The 24,240-nt window shown below is 61.0% G+C and carries 19 protein-coding genes; 15 read left to right on the top strand and 4 right to left on the bottom strand.

Going from position 1 to position 24,240, the window contains the following annotated elements; translation table 11 throughout:
- The first annotated feature begins 115 nt into the window (after positions 1–115).
- The 7 genes from HMPREF2527_RS08365 to HMPREF2527_RS08335 all read left to right on the top strand — a co-directional run bounded on the left by HMPREF2527_RS08365 (position 116) and on the right by HMPREF2527_RS08335 (position 9,602).
- On the top strand, positions 116–3,322 hold the full coding sequence (locus HMPREF2527_RS08365; protein ID WP_070507708.1) for an FtsK/SpoIIIE family DNA translocase: 3,207 nt from the start codon (positions 116–118) through the stop codon (positions 3,320–3,322).
- A gap of 200 nt (positions 3,323–3,522) precedes the next feature.
- Positions 3,523–4,170, top strand: coding sequence for a CDP-diacylglycerol--glycerol-3-phosphate 3-phosphatidyltransferase (pgsA, locus tag HMPREF2527_RS08360; RefSeq protein WP_070507706.1), 648 nt, complete (start codon positions 3,523–3,525; stop codon positions 4,168–4,170).
- Between the two features lie 100 nt (positions 4,171–4,270).
- Positions 4,271–4,861 carry a CinA family protein gene (locus HMPREF2527_RS08355; RefSeq protein WP_070507704.1) on the top strand — a complete coding sequence of 197 codons (591 nt, stop codon included), beginning with the start codon at positions 4,271–4,273 and terminating at the stop codon, positions 4,859–4,861.
- A 285-nt stretch (positions 4,862–5,146) separates the two neighbouring features.
- Positions 5,147–5,554: a helix-turn-helix domain-containing protein gene (locus tag HMPREF2527_RS08350; RefSeq protein ID WP_012903910.1), complete on the top strand. Its 408-nt coding sequence runs from the start codon at positions 5,147–5,149 to the stop codon at positions 5,552–5,554.
- 145 nt (positions 5,555–5,699) lie between these two features.
- A complete protein-coding gene (locus HMPREF2527_RS08345; protein ID WP_049351797.1) occupies positions 5,700–5,921 on the top strand; it encodes a DUF3046 domain-containing protein in 222 nt (73 codons plus the stop codon).
- 403 nt (positions 5,922–6,324) lie between these two features.
- Complete coding sequence (gene recA, locus HMPREF2527_RS08340) at positions 6,325–7,428, top strand: recombinase RecA (protein ID WP_049351794.1); 1,104 nt, start codon at positions 6,325–6,327, stop codon at positions 7,426–7,428.
- A gap of 209 nt (positions 7,429–7,637) precedes the next feature.
- A complete protein-coding gene (locus HMPREF2527_RS08335; protein WP_070507702.1) occupies positions 7,638–9,602 on the top strand; it encodes a regulatory protein RecX in 1,965 nt (654 codons plus the stop codon).
- 162 nt (positions 9,603–9,764) lie between these two features.
- On the opposite strand, the gene HMPREF2527_RS08330 is transcribed toward HMPREF2527_RS08335, so the two are convergent.
- Positions 9,765–11,147: a hemin ABC transporter substrate-binding protein gene (locus tag HMPREF2527_RS08330; RefSeq protein ID WP_070507700.1), complete on the bottom strand. Its 1,383-nt coding sequence runs from the start codon at positions 11,145–11,147 to the stop codon at positions 9,765–9,767.
- Between the two features lie 35 nt (positions 11,148–11,182).
- Between HMPREF2527_RS08330 and miaB the strand changes: the two genes are divergently transcribed.
- The 3 genes from miaB (at position 11,183) to dapF (ending at position 14,739) form a co-directional block, all read left to right on the top strand.
- The gene (miaB, locus tag HMPREF2527_RS08325) at positions 11,183–12,697 is read left to right on the top strand and encodes a tRNA (N6-isopentenyl adenosine(37)-C2)-methylthiotransferase MiaB (protein ID WP_005507114.1); all 1,515 of its coding nucleotides are present in this window, start codon (positions 11,183–11,185) and stop codon (positions 12,695–12,697) included.
- 89 nt (positions 12,698–12,786) lie between these two features.
- Positions 12,787–13,707 carry a tRNA (adenosine(37)-N6)-dimethylallyltransferase MiaA gene (gene miaA, locus HMPREF2527_RS08320; RefSeq protein ID WP_070507698.1) on the top strand — a complete coding sequence of 307 codons (921 nt, stop codon included), beginning with the start codon at positions 12,787–12,789 and terminating at the stop codon, positions 13,705–13,707.
- Positions 13,708–13,803: 96 nt separating this feature from the next.
- A complete protein-coding gene (gene dapF / locus HMPREF2527_RS08315; RefSeq protein ID WP_070507696.1) occupies positions 13,804–14,739 on the top strand; it encodes a diaminopimelate epimerase in 936 nt (311 codons plus the stop codon).
- 126 nt (positions 14,740–14,865) lie between these two features.
- On the opposite strand, the gene HMPREF2527_RS08310 is transcribed toward dapF, so the two are convergent.
- The gene (locus tag HMPREF2527_RS08310; protein ID WP_070507693.1) at positions 14,866–15,489 is read right to left on the bottom strand and encodes a class I SAM-dependent methyltransferase; all 624 of its coding nucleotides are present in this window, start codon (positions 15,487–15,489) and stop codon (positions 14,866–14,868) included.
- Between the two features lie 142 nt (positions 15,490–15,631).
- On the opposite strand from HMPREF2527_RS08310, the gene hflX reads away from it, so the two are divergent.
- Both hflX and HMPREF2527_RS08300 read left to right on the top strand, forming a co-directional pair.
- Complete coding sequence (hflX, locus tag HMPREF2527_RS08305) at positions 15,632–17,344, top strand: GTPase HflX (RefSeq protein WP_070507691.1); 1,713 nt, start codon at positions 15,632–15,634, stop codon at positions 17,342–17,344.
- 6 nt (positions 17,345–17,350) lie between these two features.
- Positions 17,351–19,423, top strand: a complete 2,073-nt coding sequence (locus HMPREF2527_RS08300; RefSeq protein ID WP_070507689.1) for an ATP-dependent DNA helicase — start codon at positions 17,351–17,353, stop codon at positions 19,421–19,423.
- Positions 19,424–19,668: 245 nt separating this feature from the next.
- On the opposite strand, the gene lexA is transcribed toward HMPREF2527_RS08300, so the two are convergent.
- Entirely contained in the window at positions 19,669–20,343 is a 675-nt protein-coding gene (gene lexA, locus HMPREF2527_RS08295) for a transcriptional repressor LexA (protein WP_005507121.1), read from the bottom strand.
- Between the two features lie 829 nt (positions 20,344–21,172).
- On the opposite strand from lexA, the gene HMPREF2527_RS09625 reads away from it, so the two are divergent.
- The 3 genes from HMPREF2527_RS09625 to HMPREF2527_RS08280 all read left to right on the top strand — a co-directional run bounded on the left by HMPREF2527_RS09625 (position 21,173) and on the right by HMPREF2527_RS08280 (position 23,503).
- Positions 21,173–21,829 carry a LysM peptidoglycan-binding domain-containing protein gene (locus tag HMPREF2527_RS09625; RefSeq protein WP_083294484.1) on the top strand — a complete coding sequence of 219 codons (657 nt, stop codon included), beginning with the start codon at positions 21,173–21,175 and terminating at the stop codon, positions 21,827–21,829.
- Between the two features lie 118 nt (positions 21,830–21,947).
- The gene (locus tag HMPREF2527_RS08285) at positions 21,948–22,715 is read left to right on the top strand and encodes a type 1 glutamine amidotransferase family protein (protein WP_083294483.1); all 768 of its coding nucleotides are present in this window, start codon (positions 21,948–21,950) and stop codon (positions 22,713–22,715) included.
- Positions 22,715–23,503, top strand: a complete 789-nt coding sequence (locus tag HMPREF2527_RS08280) for a HisA/HisF-related TIM barrel protein (protein WP_049361759.1) — start codon at positions 22,715–22,717, stop codon at positions 23,501–23,503. The genes HMPREF2527_RS08285 and HMPREF2527_RS08280 overlap by 1 nt, the downstream gene beginning before the upstream one ends.
- A gap of 173 nt (positions 23,504–23,676) precedes the next feature.
- Here the strand turns inward: HMPREF2527_RS08280 and HMPREF2527_RS08275 are convergent, their stop codons facing one another.
- Positions 23,677–24,099, bottom strand: a complete 423-nt coding sequence (locus HMPREF2527_RS08275; protein WP_049345337.1) for a DUF1844 domain-containing protein — start codon at positions 24,097–24,099, stop codon at positions 23,677–23,679.
- Positions 24,100–24,240: the final 141 nt, after the last annotated feature.

Here is a 24,240-nt window from a genome sequence, read left to right as displayed (position 1 = left end):
GCGCCTCATCAGCGCCCTATCAACACCTCTATAGGCACCGGGCGGGGCGCACTTTTTAGCTCACTGATAACGAAAGAATCGGTACATTAACGGGAAGGTTGATACCCTAAAAGGTATGGCTCCACGGACCACGAAGGGTCGTAACACGACCTCTACTAAAGCAAACACTAAGAAGACCACCCGCAAGCGCACCACCTCCCGAGGCGGTGCCCAGCGCGGTGCCAACGCGGCGAACCCTGTAGCGGGCGCTATCTCCTCCGTCTGGCTGAGCATCGCTCACGCTATCGGTGGGCTCTTCCGCTCCATTGGCGCGGTGCGCACCGACCTTGCGCCCGAAGACCGCCGTGACGGTGGCGCGCTCACCATCCTGCTGTTCGGCATGATTAGCGCCGGAGTGGAGTGGTACAACTGGCGTGCCCACACCTCCCTCGGTTTGTTGCGCGCGCCCCTGGACGCCTGGCACACCATGCTGGGTGGTATTTTCGGTCAGGGCGCCCTGTTGATTCCGGTGTTCTGCCTCATCATGGCGTGGTGTGTTTTCCGTGGGCCCGACCTGATTAAACGTAATAACCGCGTGGCGGTGGGGTCCTTCATCATGCTGATGGCGGCATCCCTGTTCTTTGCACGCCATGCGGGTCACCCGACGTTCGCGGATGGTTTTGACGCCGTCTGGGCTGGTGGTGGCGTGGCTGGCGTGCTGCTGGGCACCCCCATTGTGCGTTTGAGCGGGGGTATTGCGTTCGTTGAGATTCTGATTCACCTGCTACTGGGTATTGCCGGTCTGATGGTTCTGACGAACACTCCGATTCGTCAGGTGGTGCCGCGTACCCTGCACCTGGTCGGTTTGGCTTTGGGTGAGAAGCCTAACGGCACGACTCGAACCTCCGCGAAGGATAGCCCTTCGGATGCGACTCAGACCGTGGATCTGAACGCTGAGGAGCACGACCGTAGCTACCTGTACGAGGATGAGAAGCCGGCGCGTACGGCTCCGAAGTCTGGCGGCCTGTTCTCTCGTCTGCGCGGTTGGTTGGGCATTGCTCCCGCTGCCTCGACCGATTCTTCCCTGGACGAGTACGCCGGTGATGAAGCATTCGTGAGTGCCGTGGTGGATGAGACTCACCCGGAGACCACGCAGATGCCGGTACAGCCGGAGGACTCTGCACAGGATTCTGCGCAGGGATCCGCTCAGCAGACGCGCCCGGCGGCTAAGCCGAACCGTCTGTCCCGTCTGCCCGGTCGCCTCAACCAGGCACCGGCCGCGCAGGGTACGTCCGCCCAGGGTACTTCTGCACAGAACGGTGCTTATTCGAGCAGCCCTGACCTCTTCGACGTTGAGGCGTCGGATGCACCCGCAGCCCGCCTGGATCAGGTGCAGCGTGCCGCCGTGGCGAACGGCCGCGTGAACCGTATTCCTGGCGAGGAGCCTCTCTTTGACGTTGAGGCATATGACGGATTCGGCGCTTCTGAGGAAGCTTCACCGCAGACGAAACCGCACCAGGTGGTGAACCCTGCACAGTCTGCGGCACAGCCCGCCGCCTCGGCTTCTGCATCCCAGGCTCCTGCCGCACCCGCGGCGCAGCCGCCGATTCCGACCCGCATGCACTCGCCGGGTGCGCACCCGAAGAACGCGGCTCCCGCGGCTTCGCGAGCGCCCGAGGCTGGCGCATCCCGCCCGCTGCAGAACAACACTCAGGTGGCGACCACCGAGCAGGCGCGCGGCGAGCAGGTTGTGCAGTCCTCCCGCGGCACCTATGTGCTGCCCTCGGAGGAGATACTGGTTGCTGGTCCTCCCGCCAAGGAATCTTCCGAGGTCAACGAGCACGTGGTTGAGGCTCTGACGAATGTGCTGGAGCAGTTCAAGGTGGATGCGCAGGTCACCGGCTTCTCGCGCGGCCCGACCGTGACCCGTTACGAGATTGAGCTGGGTCCCGCCACGAAGGTTGAGCGTGTGACGGCGTTGAGCAAGAACATTGCGTACGCTGTGGCGAGCCCGGATGTTCGTATTCTGTCCCCGATTCCGGGTAAGTCCGCGATTGGTATTGAGATTCCGAATACGGACCGTGAGACCGTTGCCCTGGGTGATGTGCTGCGTTCCCCGCAGGCTCACGCGAACCAGCACCCGATGGTCATGGGTGTGGGTAAGGACGTTGAGGGCGGTTTCGTGCTGGCGAACCTCGCGAAGATGCCGCATATGCTGGTCGCTGGTGCGACCGGTGCGGGTAAGTCTTCGTTTGTGAACTCGATGATTACCTCGATTCTGATGCGTTCGACTCCGGACCAGGTGCGCCTGGTGATGGTTGACCCGAAGCGTGTGGAGCTAACCGCCTATGAGGGTATTCCGCACCTGATTACGCCCATCATTACGAACCCGAAGAAGGCCGCTGAGGCCCTGCAGTGGGTAGTTCGTGAGATGGACGCCCGCTACGATGACCTCGCCCACTACGGCTACAAGCACGTGGACGACTTCAACAAGGCGGTGCGTGAGGGTAAGATTCAGCCCGATCCCGGTAGCAAGCGCACGGTGCATGAGTACCCGTACCTGCTGGTGATTGTTGACGAGCTCGCCGACCTGATGATGGTCGCTCCGCGCGATGTGGAAGAGGCGATTGTTCGTATTACCCAGCTGGCGCGTGCGGCGGGTATTCACCTGGTGCTGGCGACCCAGCGTCCTTCGGTGGATGTGGTGACCGGTCTGATTAAGGCGAACGTTCCGTCCCGTATGGCGTTTGCGACCTCCTCGGTTACTGACTCTCGCGTGGTGCTGGATCAGCCCGGCGCGGAGAAGCTGATCGGTCAGGGTGACGCGCTCTTCCTGCCGATGGGTGCTTCGAAACCGATGCGTGTTCAGGGCGCGTGGGTGTCTGAGTCTGAGATTCACGCCGTGGTTGAGCACGTGAAGAAGCAGGCGCCGACCATCTACCGTGAGGACGTGATGGTCTCTGCCGCGAAGAAGCAGATTGATGAGGAAATCGGCGATGACCTCGACGATTTGCTGCAGGCGGCGGAGATTGTGATTACGACCCAGTTCGGTTCGACCTCGATGCTGCAGCGTAAGCTGCGCATGGGCTTCGCGAAGGCTGGCCGCATTATGGACCTGCTGGAGTCGCAGGGCGTGGTGGGCCCCTCGGAGGGCTCGAAGGCACGTGAGGTGCTCATCCGTCCGGATGACCTGCAGGCGACCCTGGCACGTATTCGCGGTGAGGAGCCTCCGGCTGCCGACCCTTACGCGAATGCGGTGGACACGGGCGAGGCGGTCACCGACTATTTCGATGAGCCCGATGAGGAGGGCTCGGAGGACGCCTGGCAGCTGACCGGCCGCTAGCCCTTCAGAGCCCTATCCATTCGGCTGAGTCCACTCGGCTGTGTGAGTGCGCGACATGCACCCCGTATCGTCCCTGTGATGTCTGCTACGGCACACGTATAATGGACGGTACGGGGTGTTTGCGTATCCCCGATACGTTTAGGTGTCGGTGCGTACGCGGTCTCTCACCGTCGAAAGCCATCTACCCGTAAGGAGCCGTTATGAATGAAGCTCGCAATTCCGCATCCGCCGGTGCGGTCAGCACCGCGAAGCCTTCGAACTGGAATGTGCCGAATGTGTTGACGGTTCTGCGTATTATTGCGGTTCCTTTCTTCATTGTTGCCCTGGTCGCGGGCGGTACTTTTGGTGCCGCTGATCCGACGCACCGCTGGCTGGCGTGGATTATTTTTATTCTTGCCATGCTCACGGACTGGGCAGACGGCTACCTGGCGCGCTCGCGTAACTTGATTACGAGCTTCGGTAAGATTGCTGACCCGATTGCCGATAAGTTCCTCACCGGCGCGGCGTTTATTGTGCTGTCGGCGCTGGGTGAGCTGTGGTGGTGGGTCACGATCGTGATTCTGCTGCGTGAGTGGGGCATTACGATCATGCGTCTGTTCGTCATTAAGTACGGTGTGATGGCCGCTAGTAAGGGCGGCAAGATTAAGACTGTGCTGCAGACGGTGGCGCTGGTGCTGATGCTTCTGCCGCTGGGTCAACTGGGTATTGGCTGGCTGCTTCCGGGTTGGGTTCTGATGGGCGCGGTCACCGCGATTACCGTGTGGACCGGCTTGGTGTATGTGCGTGATGCGTATATTTTGCGTCGTAACTGGTTGCAGGCTCAGGCCTCCCAGGGCGGCGGTAAGTAGAGGCGAGGGGAGTGGCATGTGCTGCTCCCCTTCGCTGTACCTGCGGTGCGTTGCGTGCCGCGTGAGGTTTTGGGCGGCGGTGCGCCGCTGAAAGGAGAGAATGATGGTTCCCCTCGTACTTGAAGACGCTCTGTCCCTTGAGCTTTCCTCCGCTGAGGTTTTCTCCGGCACCCCGGAGGCGGCGGCGCTGCTGCTACGTGATGCGGTGCAGTTGCGCGCCGCCCAGGAGGGGCCGGTGCAGGTGGCGACGGCTGAGTCGCTGACCGGCGGGGATGTGGGCGGTGCGATTTGTACGGTGCCGGGCGCATCCGCGTATTACCGCGGCGGCGTGATTTCGTACGCCTACGAGGTGAAGTCTCAGGTGCTGGGCGTGGACGCTCAGCTGCTGGCACGTGAGGGAGCGGTGCATCCTGCGGTGGCGGTGCAGATGGCGGTCGGTGCGGCGCGTGTGTGCGGTGCCGATTATGCGGTGTCGACTACGGGTGTTGCCGGTCCTGATCCTGCGGATGGCCAGCCGGTGGGCACGGTCTATATTGGCGTGTGTTCCCCGTCCGGTTCTGAGGTGTTTGAGCGGCACTATTCGGGGGACCGGGCGCAGATTCGTGCGGCGGCGAGTGCGGATGCGATTGCTCTGCTGGCGCGTGCGGTACGCGGCGGTGCCGGTGGGGTTCTGGAGAACGAGCAGGCGTAGCGTGCTGGGCTAGACTGTGCTGTGCTGTGCGGCGCCTGGAACGGCTGTGTAGTCGTCTGTGCAGCGCCTACCTGAGAAAAAATTTTACGGTTCAAATATATTCACAGGGTTCTTTCAGCTCCGAGGGAATAAAGGCATAGGTTCGTCTGTTTGAATAGATACAAGCCGTAAGAAGAAGACAAAAATGGCGGGGCTCCTAGCTCACGCTCCAAAAATCAGTTAGGCTTAACTATGTACAGTCCCGCGCGTCGGGAATACCTACTCAGGAAAGTGATATAGAAGCTCATGGCTAAGCAGCGCGTATCGATTAATGGCATTACTAAGTGGAAGGAAATCGAGGAGACCCCCCGACAGGCCGCCCCGGTCGTTGAGGAAGCTAAGGTTGTTCCCCTGCGACAGGCAATCGGTGAGGTCCTTCGCGACGTTCGCCAGCGTCAGGGCCGCACCCTGCGTGAGGTTTCCCAGCGTGCCCGTGTTTCCCTCGGTTACCTGAGCGAAGTTGAGCGCGGTCAGAAGGAAGCTTCCTCCGAACTGCTGGCGTGGATTTGCCAGGCTCTGGACATTCCGATGTCCCAGATGCTGCGTGAGGTTGCCGACCGTATGGCGGTTCTCGAGGGCGTTCAGATCCCGGATACTGTTCCGGCTGAGATGTCTGAGCAGTACAAGAGCGATTACTACATTCTCTCGAAGTAACGCGAGGCGGCACATGCCGCGCTAAACGTGAAGCGATGCCGTGCATCCCCGTAAGGTGGGTGTGCGGCATCGCTTATTCTCGGTTTATTACCGAGCGATGTGACGAATTATGAAGCAAACTAGCGGTGAAGCGGAAGGAGCGCTTGTGAAGCTGAGCGAATTTTGGGCGTGCATGGAGTATGAGTTCGGTGCCGGGTATGCTCCGGTACTTGCGCGGGACCTGGTGCTGGGCTCGCTGGGTCATGTGACCGCTGCGGAGGCGCTGGACCAGGGCGTTAACCCGAGGGATGTGTGGCTGGCGATCTGTGATGAGCAGGAGATTCCGCAGGAGCGCCGCCTGGGTCCGGATAAGGAACCGCTGCGCTAGGTAGTGAGCCTGGCGTGTTCTAGCGTATGGGCGGTGCCCACCGTCTGTTCCCTAGCGTTTGTTCGAGTGCTGGCGCCTGTGCGGGAGGTATTTTCGAATAATTAGCCGAGAATCCGGGGTTTTTCGAAAATATATGCCGAAACCCTATCCGATTTATTCGAAACCGGGTCGTAATTTTGTTCGACTCATGCTAGACTTTCCACATCAGGAATTTTTCGGAAAAATCTTCAAAGTTTTCCACAGATTTTAAAAAATGGCCTTATCCTGTCAGGCTGTGACCCTAGAGTAGTCTCAGAAGGAACCGGTAGGCCAAAACCTTCAAGGTCTCGATTACGAGTCCCACCGATTCCGAAGAAACATTACTCCCGTCAACCACTGACAACACAAAGAACGAGGTACTACCGTGGCTAAGAACACCAAGTCTCAGAGCGTAGCTCGCGTTCCCGAAGAGGGTCGCGCCAAGGCACTTGAAGCCGTGATGGCACAGATCGACAAGAACTACGGCAAGGGTGCAGTCATGCGCCTGGGTGATAAGGAAATCACCAAGACCGAGGTTATCTCCACCGGCGCTATCGCCCTGGATGCCGCTCTGGGTATTGGCGGTCTGCCCCGCGGCCGCGTCATCGAGATTTACGGTCCCGAGTCCTCCGGTAAGACCACCGTTGCGCTGCACGCTGTAGCGAACGTTCAGAAGGCAGGCGGCGTGGCGGCGTTTATCGATGCCGAGCACGCACTGGACCCAATCTACGCGGCTAAGCTGGGCGTGGACATCGACCAGCTGCTGGTCTCTCAGCCCGACACCGGTGAGCAGGCGCTGGAAATCATGGACATGCTGGTTGGTTCCGGCGCTGTTGATATCGTGGTCGTCGACTCCGTCGCCGCGCTGGTACCCCGCGCCGAAATTGAAGGCGACATGGGTGACTCCCACGTGGGTCTGCAGGCTCGCCTCATGAGCCAGGCGCTGCGTAAGATTACCGGCCGCCTCTCTGCAACCGGCACCACCGCAATCTTCATCAACCAGCTGCGTGAGAAGATTGGTGTCTTCTTCGGCTCTCCCGAAACCACCACCGGTGGTAAGGCGCTGAAGTTCTACGCTTCGGTCCGTATCGACATCCGCCGCATTGAGACCCTCAAGGACGGCGCTAACCCGATCGGTAACCGCACCCGCGCCAAGATCGTGAAGAACAAGATGGCTCCGCCCTTCAAGCAGGCTGAGTTCGACATCCTCTACGGTGAGGGCATCTCCGTTGAGGGCGGCATCCTGGACCTGGCGGTGGAGAACGACATCGTCAAGAAGTCCGGCGCATGGTTCACCTACGACGGTGAGCAGCTGGGCCAGGGCCGCGAGAACGTTCGTAAGCTGCTCAAGGACAACCCCGAGCTCACCGAGGAACTGCAGTACAAGGTTCTGGTGAAGCTGGGCATCATTGAGGAAGAAGTTGAGGAGCAGGCAGTTGCTGAGTCCGAGGGCAACGACCCGCTGGACGAGCTGGCTGAGGAGTTCTAAACCCGCCCGCGTAGCTTCTTGCTAACGCCACGACTGATTGCCGTGTGCTGTGCATTCCGCACGGTGCACGGCAATCTGTCGTTAACGGGAGCCCGTTAACGGGCGTATCGGGGGTGCCGAGACAACGCCTCGTTACAATGGGGGAGCGCCGTATAGCCGGGCGCACGGGTCATCAAGCGAGCCAACACAGGGGAGAGGAGGAACTGAACATGACGGAACAGAACGGTCATGAAGAGCGTGAGCAAAACAGCGCGCGTGACGGCGACGCCGGTTTTGCGGCGCTGGATGCGACCGAACCACACTTCGGTCCCTCAACTATGCAGGGGTCAGCCTTCCATGACCCTGCATTCCATGACTCGACTTTCTCTGCGTCTGTTTCCTTTGAAGCTACTGGTTCGTTTGAATCTACCGCCCCGCCGGTTGAGGTAGGCGGCTTCGAGGCGCTCAATTTTGAGGCGCCTGCCGCCCTGGCGGAGCCCATCCTCAGCTGGGAGGCGCCTCCTTCTGTTGAAGAGCCCCCGTATGAGGATGAGCCCCCATACCCTGATGAACCCCCATACCCTGATGAGCCTCCCTACGAGGACGAACCTGCGTATCCGGTAGAGCCTTTGTACCCTGAAACAGAGTACCCTAAAGCAGAGTACGCGGGGGAATATTGGGTACCCTCGGACGAAGCGGCACCCCCAGAAACGATAGCGGAGCAGCGTGGGGGCCAAGAAACCGCATCCCAGAAACCTAAGCCGAAAGCACGGCAGGCTGAAAAGCTCGCGCATAAGAAGAAGCCAGCGCCTCAGAAGAAGTCAGCGGCCACAGAAAACGCATCCAAAAAATGGGTGCGGAACAGGACCGCGGATTCGGTAGCCGCTGAGGAGTTCCCGGACTGGCACCCCGCCTCGCACGGCTTTGTTGAAGAAAGCATCGCCCGCGATAACGGCGGTGACTACGCCGGGGAGTTCCGCGTACCCGAGCTGCCCCTGCAGGCTGTGCCCGCCAGTTCTGAAGGTGGCAGTTCTGAGGAAGACGGCGAATCCCCGCGCCGTAGCCTGCTCGTTGACCCGAACCTGCCCGCCGTCTCCATTGACGAAGCGCCCGCTCGTGCCTTCACCCCCGGCGGTGCCGAGCCGCGCCCTATGGCGGCGGGGCGCATGAGTCGAGCGGGTGCCGCCTCCATCGGCTCGGGGCTCACTGCCGAAGAGAAGGAAGAGATCGAGAGGCAAGCCGCTCAGCGGGATAAGCAGAAGAAACGCAAGTCTTCGCGTGCCTCCAAGAACACCGACTATAAGCGTGGGTTCCGCCGTATGAGCGCGGCGCAGCAAGAGAAAATGCGGAGCCGCTCGCCCTACGCGCCCGCCTTCGGGGCTCGAAGCGACGACGAGGAAATCCGCAAGAGCCCCACGCGCCGCGGCTCGGGGAGCAACCTATTTAGGGAGGGAAGCGCCTTGAACGAAGAACTCACCCCCGCCGAAGAAGCACTCATTCGCGGTATCGCTGAGGAAGAGGCGCAGGGCGTCGGTACCGGAAAGCGCCGTGCCGCTTCGGTCGGTTCCCCAAAGGGTGGTTCTCGAGCTCGGGTCTCCCAACCAGGCGGCTCTCAGATGGGACATGCTTCCTCACCGCCGGAAAGCAACGTGCCTTCCTGGAAACAGAAGGTGCGTGCCGCCCGCGCTGCGAAAGAAACAGACCCCTACACGCGCGCTAAAACCATCGTGTACAACCAGCTGGCGTACTCGGCAAAAACCCGAGGTCAGCTGCGTAAGAAGCTGCAAACAGAAGGATTCGACGCGGAGCTCATTGAGCCGCTACTCGATAAGTTCGAGGCAGCAAAACTCATTGACGACGCCGAATACGCCCAAAGCTTTGTGGCGCAGAAGAGCCGCACCAAGAAGCTCTCCCGCGCCGCGCTGCGCCGTGAGCTCGCCGAACGCGGGGTGCGCGGTGAAGAGGCGGAGAACGCACTGGCTCAGCGCACCGACGAGCAGGAACGTGAGGATGCCGCCGAGCTGGTGCGTAAGAAGCTGCGCCCCGGCATGGATCTGAGTGACCGCGCCGAAAAGGATAAGGTGACCCGCCGACTGCTGGGGATGCTGGCTCGCCGCGGGTACTCCTCCTCGGTGTCGATGTCGGTGATTCGTGAGGAACTCGCCGCCTACGGTGCAGAGGACGAGCTCTGGTAGAGGGCGAATAAAGACGGTCCGCACGCACAGATAGACCCATGCTGGGGTGACCATAAAATAGGCACAACAAAGGGTGAGCCCGCTACAGACATACTCTGTGGCGGGCTCACCCTTACGTTTTTGAGATTTATAAAATACCTTGTCGAAGGCCATATCCGCTGGTTACTCGACCGCTCCCAGACGGTCCGCGAAATCGGCGAGGGTTGCATCCTGAGAACCAGCGATTTCCAGCAGCAGGCGCATCAGTTGCGCACTCTCACGGCGAATACGAGGCAACAAGCCGGCACGCGCCGAAGAAGAGTACAGCTCCAACAGGGCGCACACGGTCACCGCCGTGCACACCGCCAAATCCTCCGCCAGGTGCTCATCCAGCGGGGCGTCCTCGAACAGTGCAGAGTACAGCGCCGGCAGCGCCTTCTTACGGTCCACCCGGTAGCGCGGGTACTCCGGCGAGGAGGGGAAGCCCAACATCGCCTCAACGAAGGGGAAGCCGCGGTGGTGCAGGCAGGTGCCCTCCGCATCGACCATGCGCACCTGCGCCCCGTCCGCCGAACCAATCAACACGTTCTGCGGCGAAAAATCGCCCGAAGAGAGCATATACACCTTGCCGCGGTTGAGCTTGAACTGCTCGGGTACCGGCGGGCGCTTGGTGAAGAAGGGCTGCAGAACGCGGCGGAAACGGAAGGACAGCTCCTCAACAGCGGCGGGAAGAACGGGGGCGTCCTCATGCGCGGCAGAGCTGGAAGCCGGGCTGTCAGCACCGTGCTCGGGGGCGCGCGCCTCGTCAGCCACACCGTACAGCTTCTTCAAACCGCGCTCAGCCAGCCCCGGCGAGGCGATAGCACCCGGGAACTGCGCCTTGCGGTCGGCGCGCGCCAGGTTCAGGCGGTAATCCTCCACCGCCTCGCCCATGATGCCGCTGGCGGCAAGGGAACGGTACGCCTCAATGTAGTAGTTCAGCGCATCCAGCGCCTGCTGTTCGGTGCCCTCCAGTAGGGCGTGGGCGACCGAATACTGCTCGCCCTCAACGGTTCCGGCGCTCACATCTTCCAGCGCCAGCACGCGCAGCTCAGCGTCCGCGCCATAGAGCTGCGGGAACAGACCCGGAACCTGCCGGTTCAGCGCCTCCAAACCGTAGCGCTCACGCAGGTACCCGAAACCGCCCGCGTTCACCGTCGAATCCTTACGGCGGTAACGCTTCACAATAATCGAGGTCGGCAAAGACTGTGTAGACTCGAAAGACTGTGCAGACTCGGCGGCAGGCTCATACACGACACGCACCACAACGGAACGCATGCCGGTGCCCAGAATCTGCACGCGCTCAACCGCACGGGCAGCTACCTGATCCAAAGAATGCGCCCAGCTGAGCAGCTGCATCAGGGTCTGACGCATCGAGGCAGAATCAGCGCTCGCCTGAGGCGGCACGGGAGAGTAGGCGGCAATCGCCTCCTCGATGAGGGTGTTTAGAAGCTCCCCGTCAGGGGCGGGGGCGGAAGAATCGTTCGGTGACAGAGCCGGAAAGTTACTACTAAGGGAAACCTGCATAGAGCCATTATCCCCTATCGGATACCCTATAGGGCATGACTTCGACCCTCAGCGATTCCGCCCAGACCCCCGAAACCAGCCCCCGCACCTACGAAGTGCGCACTTTCGGCTGCCAGATGAACGTGCACGACTCCGAACGAATGTCGGGTCTGCTGGAGGCTAACGGCTACGTTCGCGCTGAGGAAGGCACCCAGCCCGACCTGGTTGTTTTCAACACCTGCGCGGTCCGCGAAAACGCTTCCAACCGCCTGTACGGCAACCTCGGTCAGCTGGCACCGGTCAAGCGCGCCCACAAGGGCATGCAGATCGCTGTGGGTGGTTGCCTGGCACAGAAGGACCAGGACGCCATCATTGAGAAGGCACCCTGGGTGGACGTCGTGTTCGGTACCCACAACATTGGTGCCCTCCCCACCCTGCTGGAGCGTGCCCGCCACAACCACGAGGCGCAGGCAGAACTGCTCGAATCCCTCGAAGTTTTCCCCTCCACCCTGCCGACTAAGCGCGACCACGTGTACTCCGGCTGGGTGTCCATCTCGGTTGGCTGTAACAACACCTGCACCTTCTGCATCGTGCCGTCTCTGCGCGGTAAGGAGAAGGACCGCCGCCCCGGCGACATTCTCGCTGAGGTTCAGGCGCTGGTCGATGATGGCGCTATTGAGGTGACCCTGCTCGGCCAGAACGTGAACTCCTACGGTGTGGAGTTCGGCGACCGCCAGGCGTTCTCCAAGCTGCTGCGTGCCTGCGGTGAGATTGAGGGCCTGGAGCGTGTACGCTTCACCTCCCCGCACCCGGCAATGTTCACCGACGACGTGATTGACGCGATGGCGGAGACCCCGAACGTCATGCCCGTGCTGCACATGCCGCTGCAGTCCGGCTCCGACAAGGTGCTCAAGGACATGCGCCGCTCCTACCGTTCCAAGAAGTTCCTGAACATTCTGGACAAGGTGCGCGAGCGCATCCCGAACGCCGTGATTACCACCGACATTATTGTGGGCTTCCCCGGCGAGACTGAAGAGGACTTCCAGGACACCCTGAAGGTTGTGGAGCAGGCTCGTTTCTCCTCCGCGTTCACCTTCCAGTACTCGATTCGCCCCGGCACCCCGGCGGCGACCATGGAGAACCAGATCCCGAAGGAGGTCGTGCAGGAACGCTACGAGCGTCTGATTGCCCTGCAGGACCGCATCGCCGGTGAAGAGAACCGCAAGCAGCTCGGTAAGACCGTTGAACTGATGGTCGTTGCGGAGGCAGGTCGTAAGGCTGACCAGACTCACCGCCTCTCCGGTCGTGGCCCGGATCAGCGCCTCGTGCATTTCTCGGTGCCCGAGGGTTGCGAGACTCCGCGCCCCGGCGACATGGTCACCGTGCCCATTACCGAGGCTGGTTCCTTCCACCTGATTTCTGACCCGACCGCCGAGCAGTACCAGCTGCGCCGCACCCGCGCCGGTGACGCGTGGGACCGCTCCCAGGCTGACTCTTGCGGTACCGGCACCACCCAGGTGCCCGGTGCGCCGGTGGGTCTGGGCATGCCGACCATCGGTCTGCGCCCCTAAAACCTAGATTCGAATCATGCGCCCTGTTCTTCGGGCTCGCACCGCTACCGCAAGTGGGGGGGGGTGAGGGAACCGGTAGAATGGGGCGCATGACTATCTCCGAAACTCTGCCCGTTATCGCTATTGTGGGCCCGACCGGCACCGGTAAGAGCGCGCTCGCTATTGAGCTGGCTCTGCGTCTGAACGGTGAGTGCATTAACGCTGACTCTATGCAGTTCTACCGGGGTATGGATATTGGTACCGCGAAGGTCACTGCGGAGGAGATGCGCGGCGTCCCGCACCACCTGCTGGACATTATGGATGTGCGGAATGAGGCGTCCGTGGCGGAGTTTCAGGAGCGTAGCCGTGAGCTGATTGAGCAGATCCGCGGCCGTGGCCGCTACCCGATTCTGGTGGGTGGTTCCGGTCTGTATGTGCGTGCAGCCCTGGATAAGTTGGAGTTCCCCGGCACGGAGGCGCGGGTGCGTGAGCGCCTGGAGGAGCAGGCGCGTACCGAGGGTATTGGTGTTCTGCATGCCCGCCTGGCGGAGGTCGACCCGGAGTCGGCGGCGCGCGTGAAGGATGAGCGCCGCATCATTCGCGCCCTGGAGGTGTTCGAGGTGACGGGTCGCCCGTTCTCGGCGTTCATGCCGGTGCGCGAGTACGTGACCGAGAGTATTCAGATTGGTCTGGATATGGATCGTGCCCTGCTGCACGAGCGTCTGCACCGCCGCGTGGAGCTGATGCACGAGCGCGGCCTGCTGGACGAGGTGCGCACCCTGAACGAGCAGGGTTTGCAGGAGGGTAAGACCGCCTCCCGCGCGATTGGTTACGCGCAGTTTGCTCGTGCCCTTGAGGATGCGGACTACAACGTGGAGCAGGCGATTGAGGATACGACCATTGCGACCCGCCAGTTTGCGCGCCGCCAGCTGACCTGGTTCCGTGCGGACCCGCGTGTGCACTGGCTGGATGCGCTCTCACCCACCCTTGCCGATGAGGCGGAAGCCATCATCCGCGAAAGCACCCGATAAGCCACAATAACGAGCCGTCGCCGAACCGATACCTCGTCGAGTCGGTCGGCGCGGTAAAATCATAAACGGACAGGTCACCAACCTTAAGGACAGCATATGAGCGAGAACCCTTCCACCTGGGGCGAGCTGGCAGGCCTGACCCTCACCAAGGGTCACGGCACCGGTAACGACTTCATCTTTCTGACGGACGAGAACGCAGAAATTGCTCTCACCCCCGAGCTGGTAGCCCGCGCCTGCGACCGACACTTCGGCATTGGTGCGGACGGCTTCATTCGTGCTACCCGCAGCACCGCCTCCCGCGCGGGCCAGAAGCTGCTCGAGGAGCACCCGGACGCTGTCTGGTTCATGGACTACCGCAACGGTGACGGCTCTATCGCTGAAATGTGCGGCAACGGTGTGCGCGCGTTCGTGGAGTACCTGCGCACTGAGGGCCTGATTGAGCTTGAGGTGGGCGAGACCGTCAAGATTGGTACCCGTGCCGGCGTGAAGACTGTGGCGCGTACCGAAGAGGGCTACGCGATTGATATGGGTCCGTGGAGCTTCATTCACGGTGAGGCTGCCCGCGAGGGTGGCGAGGACTGCCTGGTGTCTGCTCGCGGCCTGAAGACTCCGCGTGCTGGCCTGTCCATTTCGATGGGTAACCCGCACACCGTGGTGATGCTCGGCTCTGACGGTAAGCTGGACGGCCTGGACCTGCACAGCCTGCCTCAGGTGAGCCCCGCCCCGGTCAACGGTACGAACGTTGAGTTTGTGGTGCCGGTCGATCTGGACGTTGAGAGCGGCGCGCATGTGGGCGCTATCCGTATGCGCGTGCACGAACGTGGCGTGGGCGAGACTCTGTCCTGCGGTACCGGCGCGTGTGCGGCTGCTGCTGCGACCCGTTTCTGGGGCGGCGAGGAAGCACCGGATGAGTGGCTGGTGCATGTGCCCGGCGGTACCCTCGCGGTGACTTTCGTGCTGGGCCCGGATGACCTGGAGCATGTTGTTCTGGCTGGTCCGGCGCAGATGGTTGCAACCGTCGTGCTGCGATAACGTGCTGTTTTAGAACAGAGATTTTATAGAGAAAAGCGGCGGGTGTTTTCTGATAACACATTCAGAAAACACCCGCCGCTTTTACGTTTTTAGCAATGAGCGCCAGAGGAATCAGCGCCAGGGGCTTTAGTCCTCGTAGCGGTGCACCTGCAGAATACGGAAGCCCTTCGAAGTCGTATAGCGCGACACCTCAAACTCGCCGGGGTGCAGCTCCTCAAGCTGCGCGTCCATCCACTTCTGTAGTGAATCGGAGCCCAGGTTCTTCTGAACCACCAGGTAGGCGTCACCGCCGGGCGCCAGACGCGGCAGCCAGGTCAGCAGGATCTCGTGCAGAACCTCCTTGCCCACGCGAATCGGCGGGTTCGACCAGATGGTGTCAAAACGCAGTTCGGGGTCAACCGATTCGGGGGTTCCCACGGTGACGTTGGACAGGCCGAGAGCGGCGGCGTTGCGTTCAGTCAGGCTAACGGAGCGGGAGTTCACGTCCACCGCGTGCACCTGCGCCTGCGGTGCGAGCATCGCCAAAGTCAGGGTGATGGGGCCCCAACCGCAGCCGATGTCGAGCATGCGTTCGCCCTGCGGGTCGGGTGCTTCCTGCAGCAAAATAGCGGTGCCCTTATCAATGCCGGAGGGGCTGAAAATGCCGTTAGCTGTAGTGACAGTGACCTTGCGACCGGCAAGCTCCACCTGCACGGGGCGGGGCTTGAACTCGGTCTCGGGGGTTTCAGAGAAATAATGCTGCTCGCTCATGCTATCCAGTGTACCGGTAGGGCAAGAACCCGCCGCACACGGGCAGAGTATGCGCGGGTGGGGCAATAGCTTGCACGCCCTGAGCGCACAGGCGACCGAACCCCCTACCCGATGCGGGCAACGGCGGTAGAATTAGAATCGTATGAATTCTAAGAACACCCCCGTATCTGATACCGAAAAGCTGCCCAGCGATGAGCAGCTGCGCCGCACCGTAGACCGCGTTCTGGGCCGATCCCAGGCCGCCGCCTCCGTCACTACGTATGACGCCGCCGGTACCGCGCATCACAGCGATAATTCTTCCAGCACCCACGGCAACAATAGCCGCCGTGTGCTGGATACCCGCGCGCGCGAAATTTCTGACGTTCAGCGCGAGCACTCCGAATATGACGGTGATCAGGAAGATCTCGCTGAGCGCCGCGCCCTGCGCCGTACCGCGAACCTCTCAACCGAACTTGAAGACGTCACCGAGGTCGAGTACCGCCAGCTGCGCTTGGAGCGCGTGGTGCTGGCTGGTCTGTGGACTGAAGGCACCGTAGAGGACGCAGAGAACTCCCTGCGTGAGCTCGCGGCACTGGCTGAAACCGCAGGTTCCGAGGTTCTGGACGGCCTGGTTCAGCGCCGCCTCAAGCCGGACCCCGGCACCTTCCTCGGCTCCGGTAAGGCACTGGAACTCAAGGACATTGTGGAGGCGACCGGCGCCGACACCGTCATTGTCGACTCTGAACTGGCTCCCTCTCAGCGTCGCGCCCTCGAAGACATTGTGAAGGTCAAGGTTATTGACCGCACCGCCCTGATTCTCGATATTTTCGCTCAGCACGCTAAGTCCCGCGAGGGTAAGGCGCAGGTTGAGCTGGCTCAGCTGGAGTACATGCTGCCGCGTCTGCGTGGTTGGGGTGCGTCCCTGTCCCGTCAGGCGGGTGGCCGTGCCGCAGCCGGTGAGGGTATCGGTTCGCGTGGTCCCGGTGAAACCAAGATTGAGATGGACCGCCGCCGCCTGCGCGCTCGCATGGCGAAGCTTAAGCGTGAGATTGCTGCGATGGCGCCGGCGCGTGAGACGAAGCGTCTGAACCGTCGCCGTAACCGTGTGCCTTCGGTTGCTATTGCCGGGTACACGAACGCGGGTAAGTCCTCCCTGCTGAACCGTCTGACCGACGCGGGCGTGCTCGTGGAGAACGCCCTGTTTGCGACCCTGGATCCGACCGTCCGTAAGGCTCAGACCCCGGACGGTATCGGCTACACCCTTTCTGACACGGTGGGGTTCGTGCGTTCGCTGCCGACCCAGCTGGTGGAGGCGTTCCGCTCCACCCTGGAAGAGGTCGCTGACGCTGACGTCATCCTGCACGTGGTGGATGCTTCGCACCCGGACCCGGAGGGGCAGATTCGTGCTGTCCGCGAGGTCATCGCGGAGGTTGACGCCCGCCATATCCCCGAGATCATTGTGCTGAATAAGGCGGATGCCGCCGACCCGTTCGTGCTGGAGCGTATGCGCCAGCGCGAGCCGGAGCATGTGATTGTTTCGGCGCGTACCGGTGAGGGTATTGAGGAGCTGAAGCAGAAGATTGCGGACACCATTCCGCGCCCCTCCATTGAGGTGAGGCTGCTGATTCCGTACTCGCACGGTGAGATTATTTCGCGCCTGCACGAGTGGGACGCCGAAATTAAGAGCACTGATTTCGTATCGGACGGCACCTTCGTGGTGGCTCTGGTTCGTGAGGATGTCGCCTCCGAACTGTCCGAGTATGTGCTGGAGGGCGACCTGCTGGAGGTTCTGGAAGAGGAACTTGCGGAGGCACACGCCCTCACCGAAGCGACCGCTTCTGTTTCCGAGCAGTCCTCTACCCCTGAGGCTCGCTAGGAGCGTATGAGCGTGACCGAGAGCATCAACGCGCCCAAAAACACCCCGGGAACTGTACCCGGACCGGCAACCGACGGCACCCGATTCACCGGGCAGGAGCTTGAGACCCTGCCCGGTGCGAAGGATGCCCTGACCCTGCTGGACGAGGCGGTTGCCGCCACCGGCGGTCAGAACCGTGCCGGTCAGCGCATCATGGCGGCGCATGTGGCGCAGGCTCTTGAACTGCAGCGTCACCTGTTGGTCCAGGCGGGTACCGGTACCGGTAAGTCCCTGGGCTACCTGGTTCCTGCCCTGGCGCGGGTGGGGGAGTCGGACCAGCCGATTGTGGTTGCGACGGCGACTCTTGCCCTGCAGGCGCAGATCGTGAACCGCGATATTCCGCGTCTTCTACAAGCGCTGGAGCCGCGCCCGGAGTCGCAGGCGCAGGTGGCTCTGCTCAAGGGCCGCAATAACTACCTCTGCCTGCACAAGCTGGAGGGCGGCTACCCGGAAGACGAGCCGGATGCTCTCTTCGACATGCCTTCTTCGACCTCGCGCGTGGGTGAGGAAGTGGTGCGCCTGCGCGAGTGGGCTGACCGCACGGAGACCGGAGACCGTGACGAGCTGAAGCCCGGCGTCTCTGACCGCGCCTGGGCTCAGGTATCGGTCAGCGCCGCCGAGTGTTTGGGTCGCCGTTGCCCGCTGGTGGAAGAGTGCTTTAGCGAGATGGCGCGTAGCCGTGCCGCTGAGGCTGACATTGTCATCACGAACCACGCCCTGCTGGCGATTAATGCTTTTGAAGGCATGAAGGTTCTGCCCGAACATGAGACGGTCATTATTGATGAGGCTCATGAGCTGGTGGACCGCGTGACCGGTGCCGTGTCTGGTTCTTTGACGGTTGCGATGGTTCGCCGTGCGGCACGTAGCGTGAAGAAGCATTCGAAGGCTGATTCCGGCGCACTGGAAATGGCAGCCGGCACCCTGGAGACCGCGTTCGAGGGTCTTGCCGAGGGCCTGCTGAAAGGCCTGGACGGTCGCCTTTTGACCGCTATTTCTGCGGTCAACGATGCCGCCCGCACCGCCCTGTCCGATACCAAACCGGACGGTCAGGACGTTGACGCCGGCCTGCAGATGGCGCGCTCGCGTGTCTCTGAGGTGCACGATATGAGCAGCCGCATTCTGGAGGCTTCGGGCGAGCAGGACGTTCTGTGGATTTCTCGTCAGGGCGGTTGGGAGAACGGCCGCTACGTGGCTGCTTCCGATACCGACCCGGCGACCCTGAATATCGCTCCGTTGAGCGTTGGCCTGCAGTTGCGTGACGGCCTGTTCGCTGACCGCACCGTGATTTTGACGAGTGCGACCCTGACGGTGGGTGACTCTTTTGATGTTGCAGCCGCTGCCCTGGGACTGCAAGGGGAGGGTGCGCCGCGCTGGACGAGTATCGATGTGGGTTCACCTTTCGACTACCGCAAGCAGGGCATCATGTACGTTGCCGGAGATTTGAAGCCTCCGGGATTTGGTGTGCACGAGGGTCAGCTGGAGCGTCTGCGTGAGCTGTGCGAGGCGTCGGAGGGCGGCGCCCTGGGCCTGTTCTCCTCGAAGCGTGCCGCTGAGCGTGCCGCCGAGTACATGCGTGAGCATAGCGACCTGAACATTCTTCTGCAGGGTGAGTCTTCGCTCAAGGCTCTGGTGGAGGAGTTCAGCGAGGACGTTGACTCATGCCTGTTCGGAACGATGAGCCTATGGCAGGGCGTGGATGTTCCGGGTGACTCTTGCCGCCTGGTGGTGATGGACCGCATTCCGTTCCCCCGCCCGGACGACCCGATTGCGCAGGCTCGTACGGAGGCGGTGAACCGTCACCGCGGTAACGGCTTTATGGCGGTTTCTGCTCACCATGCGGCGATTCGTATGGCGCAGGGCGCGGGCCGCCTGATTCGTTCGGTGTCTGACCGCGGCGTGGTGGCTGTACTGGATTCTCGTGTGGCGACTAAACGTTACGGCGGTTTCTTGATGAAGGCGATGCCGCCGATGTGGTCGACGCAGAATAAGGCAGCCGTGATTGGTGCGCTGGCTCGTCTTTCGGCGAGTATTGAGCGTTAGCTCGGGCGAGATCCATTCCTTGCCGCGCCGCCGCCCCGTTTTGGGCATATAAATTTAGACATATAGAAATCACCCCGGTGATACGTGAACGTTTACGTATCACCGGGGTGATTTCTATAGAGAGCTAAAAGCCTCGTAGCTATGTCTTTTAGAGGCTGTGTTGTTTAAAACAGCTTCTTTGAGATGCTGTGGCTGTTTAGAGCCCGCGTCTTTCAGAGACTGCATCTTCTAGAGGCTGTGGTTTTCTAGAGACTACGCAGCACGGAGACGACCTTACCCATGACGGTTGCGCGGTCACCCATAATCGGCTCGTAGTTGGAGTTGCGCGGCATGAGCCAGGTGTGGCCGTCAACCTGACGGAACACCTTTACGGTTGCTTCATCGTCGAGCAGAGCAGCAACGATATCGCCGTTGTCTGCGGTGTGCTGCTCGCGGACAACCACCCAGTCGCCGTCGCAGATTGCGGCGTCAATCATGGAATCGCCCTTGACCTTGAGCATGAAAAGCTTGCCGTTACCGACCAGCTGGCGGGGCAGGGCAAGCACATCCTCCACGGACTGCTCGGCGGTAATGGGGCCGCCCGCTGCAATTCGTCCAACCAGGGGAACGGGTACGAGGTCCTCATCGCCGACTTCGAAGTTCGGCAGCTCGGGCAGGGAAGAGGAAGCGCTACCGTGGATGCCGACGCCGTTCTCATCCAGCACCTCAATGGCGCGGGGGAGCTTGGGGTCGCGGCGAATGTAGCCCATGGTCTCGAGACGGCCGAGCTGGTGAGTGACCGAAGACAGGGACGCAAGACCCACCATGTCACCAATCTGGCGCATGGACGGCGGGTAACCCTTTTGTTCAATCTCGGTGCGGATCGCGTCAAGAATCTTCTGCTGGCGCGCGGTCAGCGCCGGACGGGGTGCTGTTGCCATTTCTTTTCCTTCGGTCTGTGCCCCGATTTCTGTATTCCGGTCTCTGCAGTCTGTTTGAGACACAGTCCGGTCGGGGCACGGATGGGTGCTTCACACGTTTTCCGATGGTGTCCTAAAAATTTTTTGGTTCTGCTGAAATTGGTCTTATCTCGTCAGGGGGTGGAGGAATTCTATCCGTGCCGGAGCGATACGCGGGCAACGAGTATGCGCCTCCGCCCTATAAAACTCAGTCAGCAGCACCTGCATTTAGATACAGAACCAAGCTGTAACGGGTACAGAAACCTGCTGTGAGTAGGACTCATCAGGAGCGTGTGGAACGTCTCTTGACACCAGTGTAGAACACTACACCGAAAAACTCAAACAAATATTCTAGATTTTTTCTTCGAAACTCGAAGAAATTTTTAGTACATCTCTGCTAGACTTTAGAACAAGAGTTCGTATATACTCTTGAATCTCTCCTGAAATTCAGGATTTACGGGTGAATGTTCGAAAAATATTCGAAGATTCGACCCGGAGTCTTCCAGGAGGGGCGAGTGAAGGAGTGTTCGAATGTATTCGAATCCTCTGCCTCTCTCTTCGCACGATCTACCCCGGATGCTCTAGGGAGCATCCGGCGAAGAGAGAGCGCAGGGGATGGGGTGTTGGGGCGACCCAGCGCAACCCGGTGCATCCGGCGCTCTGACCTAACTAGAGAATAGCTACCCAATAGTTATCGCCTAACAATCACCACTCCATAGTTATCACTCAACTAGGACCTCCGAGCGGGTATCGCTCGGCATTGCTAGACCCGCGAGGTAACCCCGGGGCGAGCTAAGAGAAAGGAACCACAATGACTACTGCAACACCTCTTGCTTCTCGTGACACTTCTGCACACCTTCCGGCAGGTTTGGTGGTACTTCACCCCGCCCGCACTGCGTCCGCCAGCACCGTGCAGGGGCGTTCTCGTGTGCCTGCGTCTTCGCAGTCTGTTCGCTCTTCTCGTGCGGCTCATGCGCCTCGCCCCGCTCAGGTGGGTCAGCCTACTCGTGTTCCCGCCGCTTCTGCCCCTGCTGGCTCTATTCAGGCACCGGTTCGCTCTGTAGCTTCTGGCGCGCAGACTGCTTCTGATGCGCCGACCCCTAGCGTGAAGAGTGTTCTTCTGGCTAAGGGCGGCGAGTTTCTGCGCGCGGTTCCCGCTTCTATTCGTCGTCTTGGTACTGTGCGCGGTTTCCTGAAGGGGCTGCCTCTGCTGACTTTGGCGGCGCTGATTGTGCTCGGTGCTATTAGCTTCTTTGGCCCGGCGGCTTCTGCTTCTGTGGAGAACGCTTCGGTGACTCGAACCGTCGTTGTGGTCAAGCATGGCGAGACCCTGTGGGATATTGCTCAGGCGGTGGATCCGCAGGGTGACACCCGTGATACTGTGGTTCGTATTATGGAGTTGAACTCGTTGACCAGCACCTCTGTTGATGCCGGTCAGCGTCTGGAAATTCCTCAGACTCAGCGCTAAGCATGGACACGTACGTGGTTGGCTTCTGCATGAGGTTGATGTCTTGACTCCGAACCCGCTATCTCTCAAGCTGAGCGCTTGAGTCGAATTCTTGAGCCTATGAAATAGGAGCGCACCGATGCCTGTTCCCGCTGAACCCACACCCGCTGCAACCACACCCGTCGAAACTGAATCTGTACAGACCACTCAGCCCGCTCGTCCCGTGGTTGCCGTTTTGGGGGATCCCGGAACTCGTGGTCCTCTGGTGAAGCTTCTTCAGGATGCGGGGGCGGACGTTATCGTGACCGCTGTGCCCGACCAGTTGCGTGAAGCTGACGGCATGGTGGTGACCGGCGGTGTGAGCTCTCTCGAGGCGTACGAAGACCTGAAAGCTAAGGACGCTGAGCGCGTGATTGGTCGCCGTGTTGCTGGCGGTCGTCCGGTGCTGGTTGCCGGTGCGGCGTTGAGCTGCCTCTTCGACTCGGTGACGGTGGAGCATCCGCAGATGGGGCAGGTTCAGGTGCAGTGCATGGGGGAGTGGCCCGGTGAGAGCGTGGAGCTTTCTGCCCGAGACCTGGCGCCCGGTGCTTCTGCCCTGCGTTCTTCCTCCGATAGTACGTTGCTCAAGGATCTTGAGGGTGAGGCTCACTTCAAATCTGAGCACGGCGTTTTTGAGTGGGCTTTTGATCAGAGCATTGAATATATTGCCCCTCCGGCGGTGACGTGGACTGTCACCGAGCCCGCCTATATCGCGGCGGTTGAGAACGGTCCGCTGACGGCGGTGCAGTTCTGCCCGGTGGGATCTGGTGAGCTGGGTGCGGAGTTTATGCGCCGCTGGGTTGCATCCCTGGCGGCGACCGGTCGCCTGTCTTCTGGTGACTCCGCTACTGCGGCGGGAGGTAACTAATGTCTGCACCCGCTCTTGAACTTCTGCCCGCCGTTGATATTTCTGAAGGCTACGCGGTGCGCCCGGTGGGCGGCACCCTGTCCGGTGGTGAGCAACGCCTCGACCCTGTTGAGGCGGCTCTGACCTGGGTGAAGGCTGGTGCTCGCTGGATTCACCTGGTTGACCTTGATTTGGCGTTTGGTCGTGGCACGAATACTGAGGTTCTGGCTGAGGTGGTTGCCGCTGTCCGCGCCGAGAATGCCCGGATGACCGGCTCCGCTCCGGTTCGTGTTCAGGTCAGTGGCGGTGTGCGTAATGCTGAGAGTCTGGAGCGCGCCCTGAGCCTGAATCCGGACCGCGTGAACGTGACTAGTGCGGCTCTGGCGGATTCTTCCTGGCTTGAAGGTGTTCTGGCTCATTATGCCGATTCTGATCTTCTGGCTCTTGGCCTCGATGCCCGTTATAACCCCGAGCGGGGCTGGGTGACGGTGGCTCGCGGTACCGATTGGTCGGGGCCTGATTTGGCGGAGGCGCTGGCGTGGCTGGAGAGCGCGGGTGTGCGCCGCTATATCGTCACGGATGTGAGTAAGGACGGTTCTCTGGCGGGCCCGGGTGCGGAGCTGCTGGATGAGGTGCTGGCTCAGACTGCCTGTCGGGTGGTGGCGTCCGGTGGTGTGGCGTCGCTGGCTGATCTTGTGAAGCTGCGTTCTATGGTGCCTTATGGTTTGGAGGGCGTGGTGCTTGGCAAGGCGCTGTATGTGGGTAACTTTAGTTTTGAACAGGCTCTTGAGGTCGCTGGCTCCCGCTAAAGCTACCGCTCTGCTTTAGCCCGCGTAGATTTCTTATCCGCATAGGTTTTATATATGACGAAGCCCCGTCTTCCTCAATACGAGGGATGCGGGGCTTCGTGATGGCATACACCAGATATGGCTTAGTAGGCCTGCTGGTTTAGCGCACGTCCTGGCTTAGTACACCAGTTGGTTTAGTACACCGGGCCGGTGAGCTTTTCGCCGGGGCCCTTGCCGGGCTCGTCCGGGAAGGGGGATGCTTCGCGGAAGGCGAGCTGCAGGGTGCGCAGGCCGTCGCGCAGGGGTGCTGCGTGCTGGGAGCCGATTTCGGGTGCAGCGGCGGTGACGAGGCCTGCCAGTGCGGTGATAAGCTTGCGTGCTTCGTCGAGGTCCTTGAGGTCGTCGGCGTTTTCCTCTGCTGCCAGGCCGCACTTGACGGCTGCGGCGCTCATCATGTGGATGGCTGCGGAGCTGATGACTTCGATGGCGGGTACGTCTGCGATGTCACGCAGCTGTTCGTTGACGGCTTCGACCTGCTCTTCGGTGAGTTCGGTGTGGCCGTGTACGGGGGTTTCTTCTTCCGCGGTGAAGCGGAAACTCGTGTTTTCAGTGCTCATAGTCCTAGAATCTCATATTTCGTTTGTTTCGGTAAATGCGTCCTTAAGAGTGGATGCTTCTGTGGGCTTTCTGCAGGAATCCCCGCAATTTTTATGGTGTTTTACGTCTAATTCCTTGCGCCTGTTGGGGATTCTGCGGTA

This window comes from Rothia sp. HMSC071B01 (assembly GCF_001808945.1).
Taxonomy (GTDB): domain Bacteria; phylum Actinomycetota; class Actinomycetes; order Actinomycetales; family Micrococcaceae; genus Rothia.
This window is presented reverse-complemented; position numbering and strand designations above follow the sequence as displayed.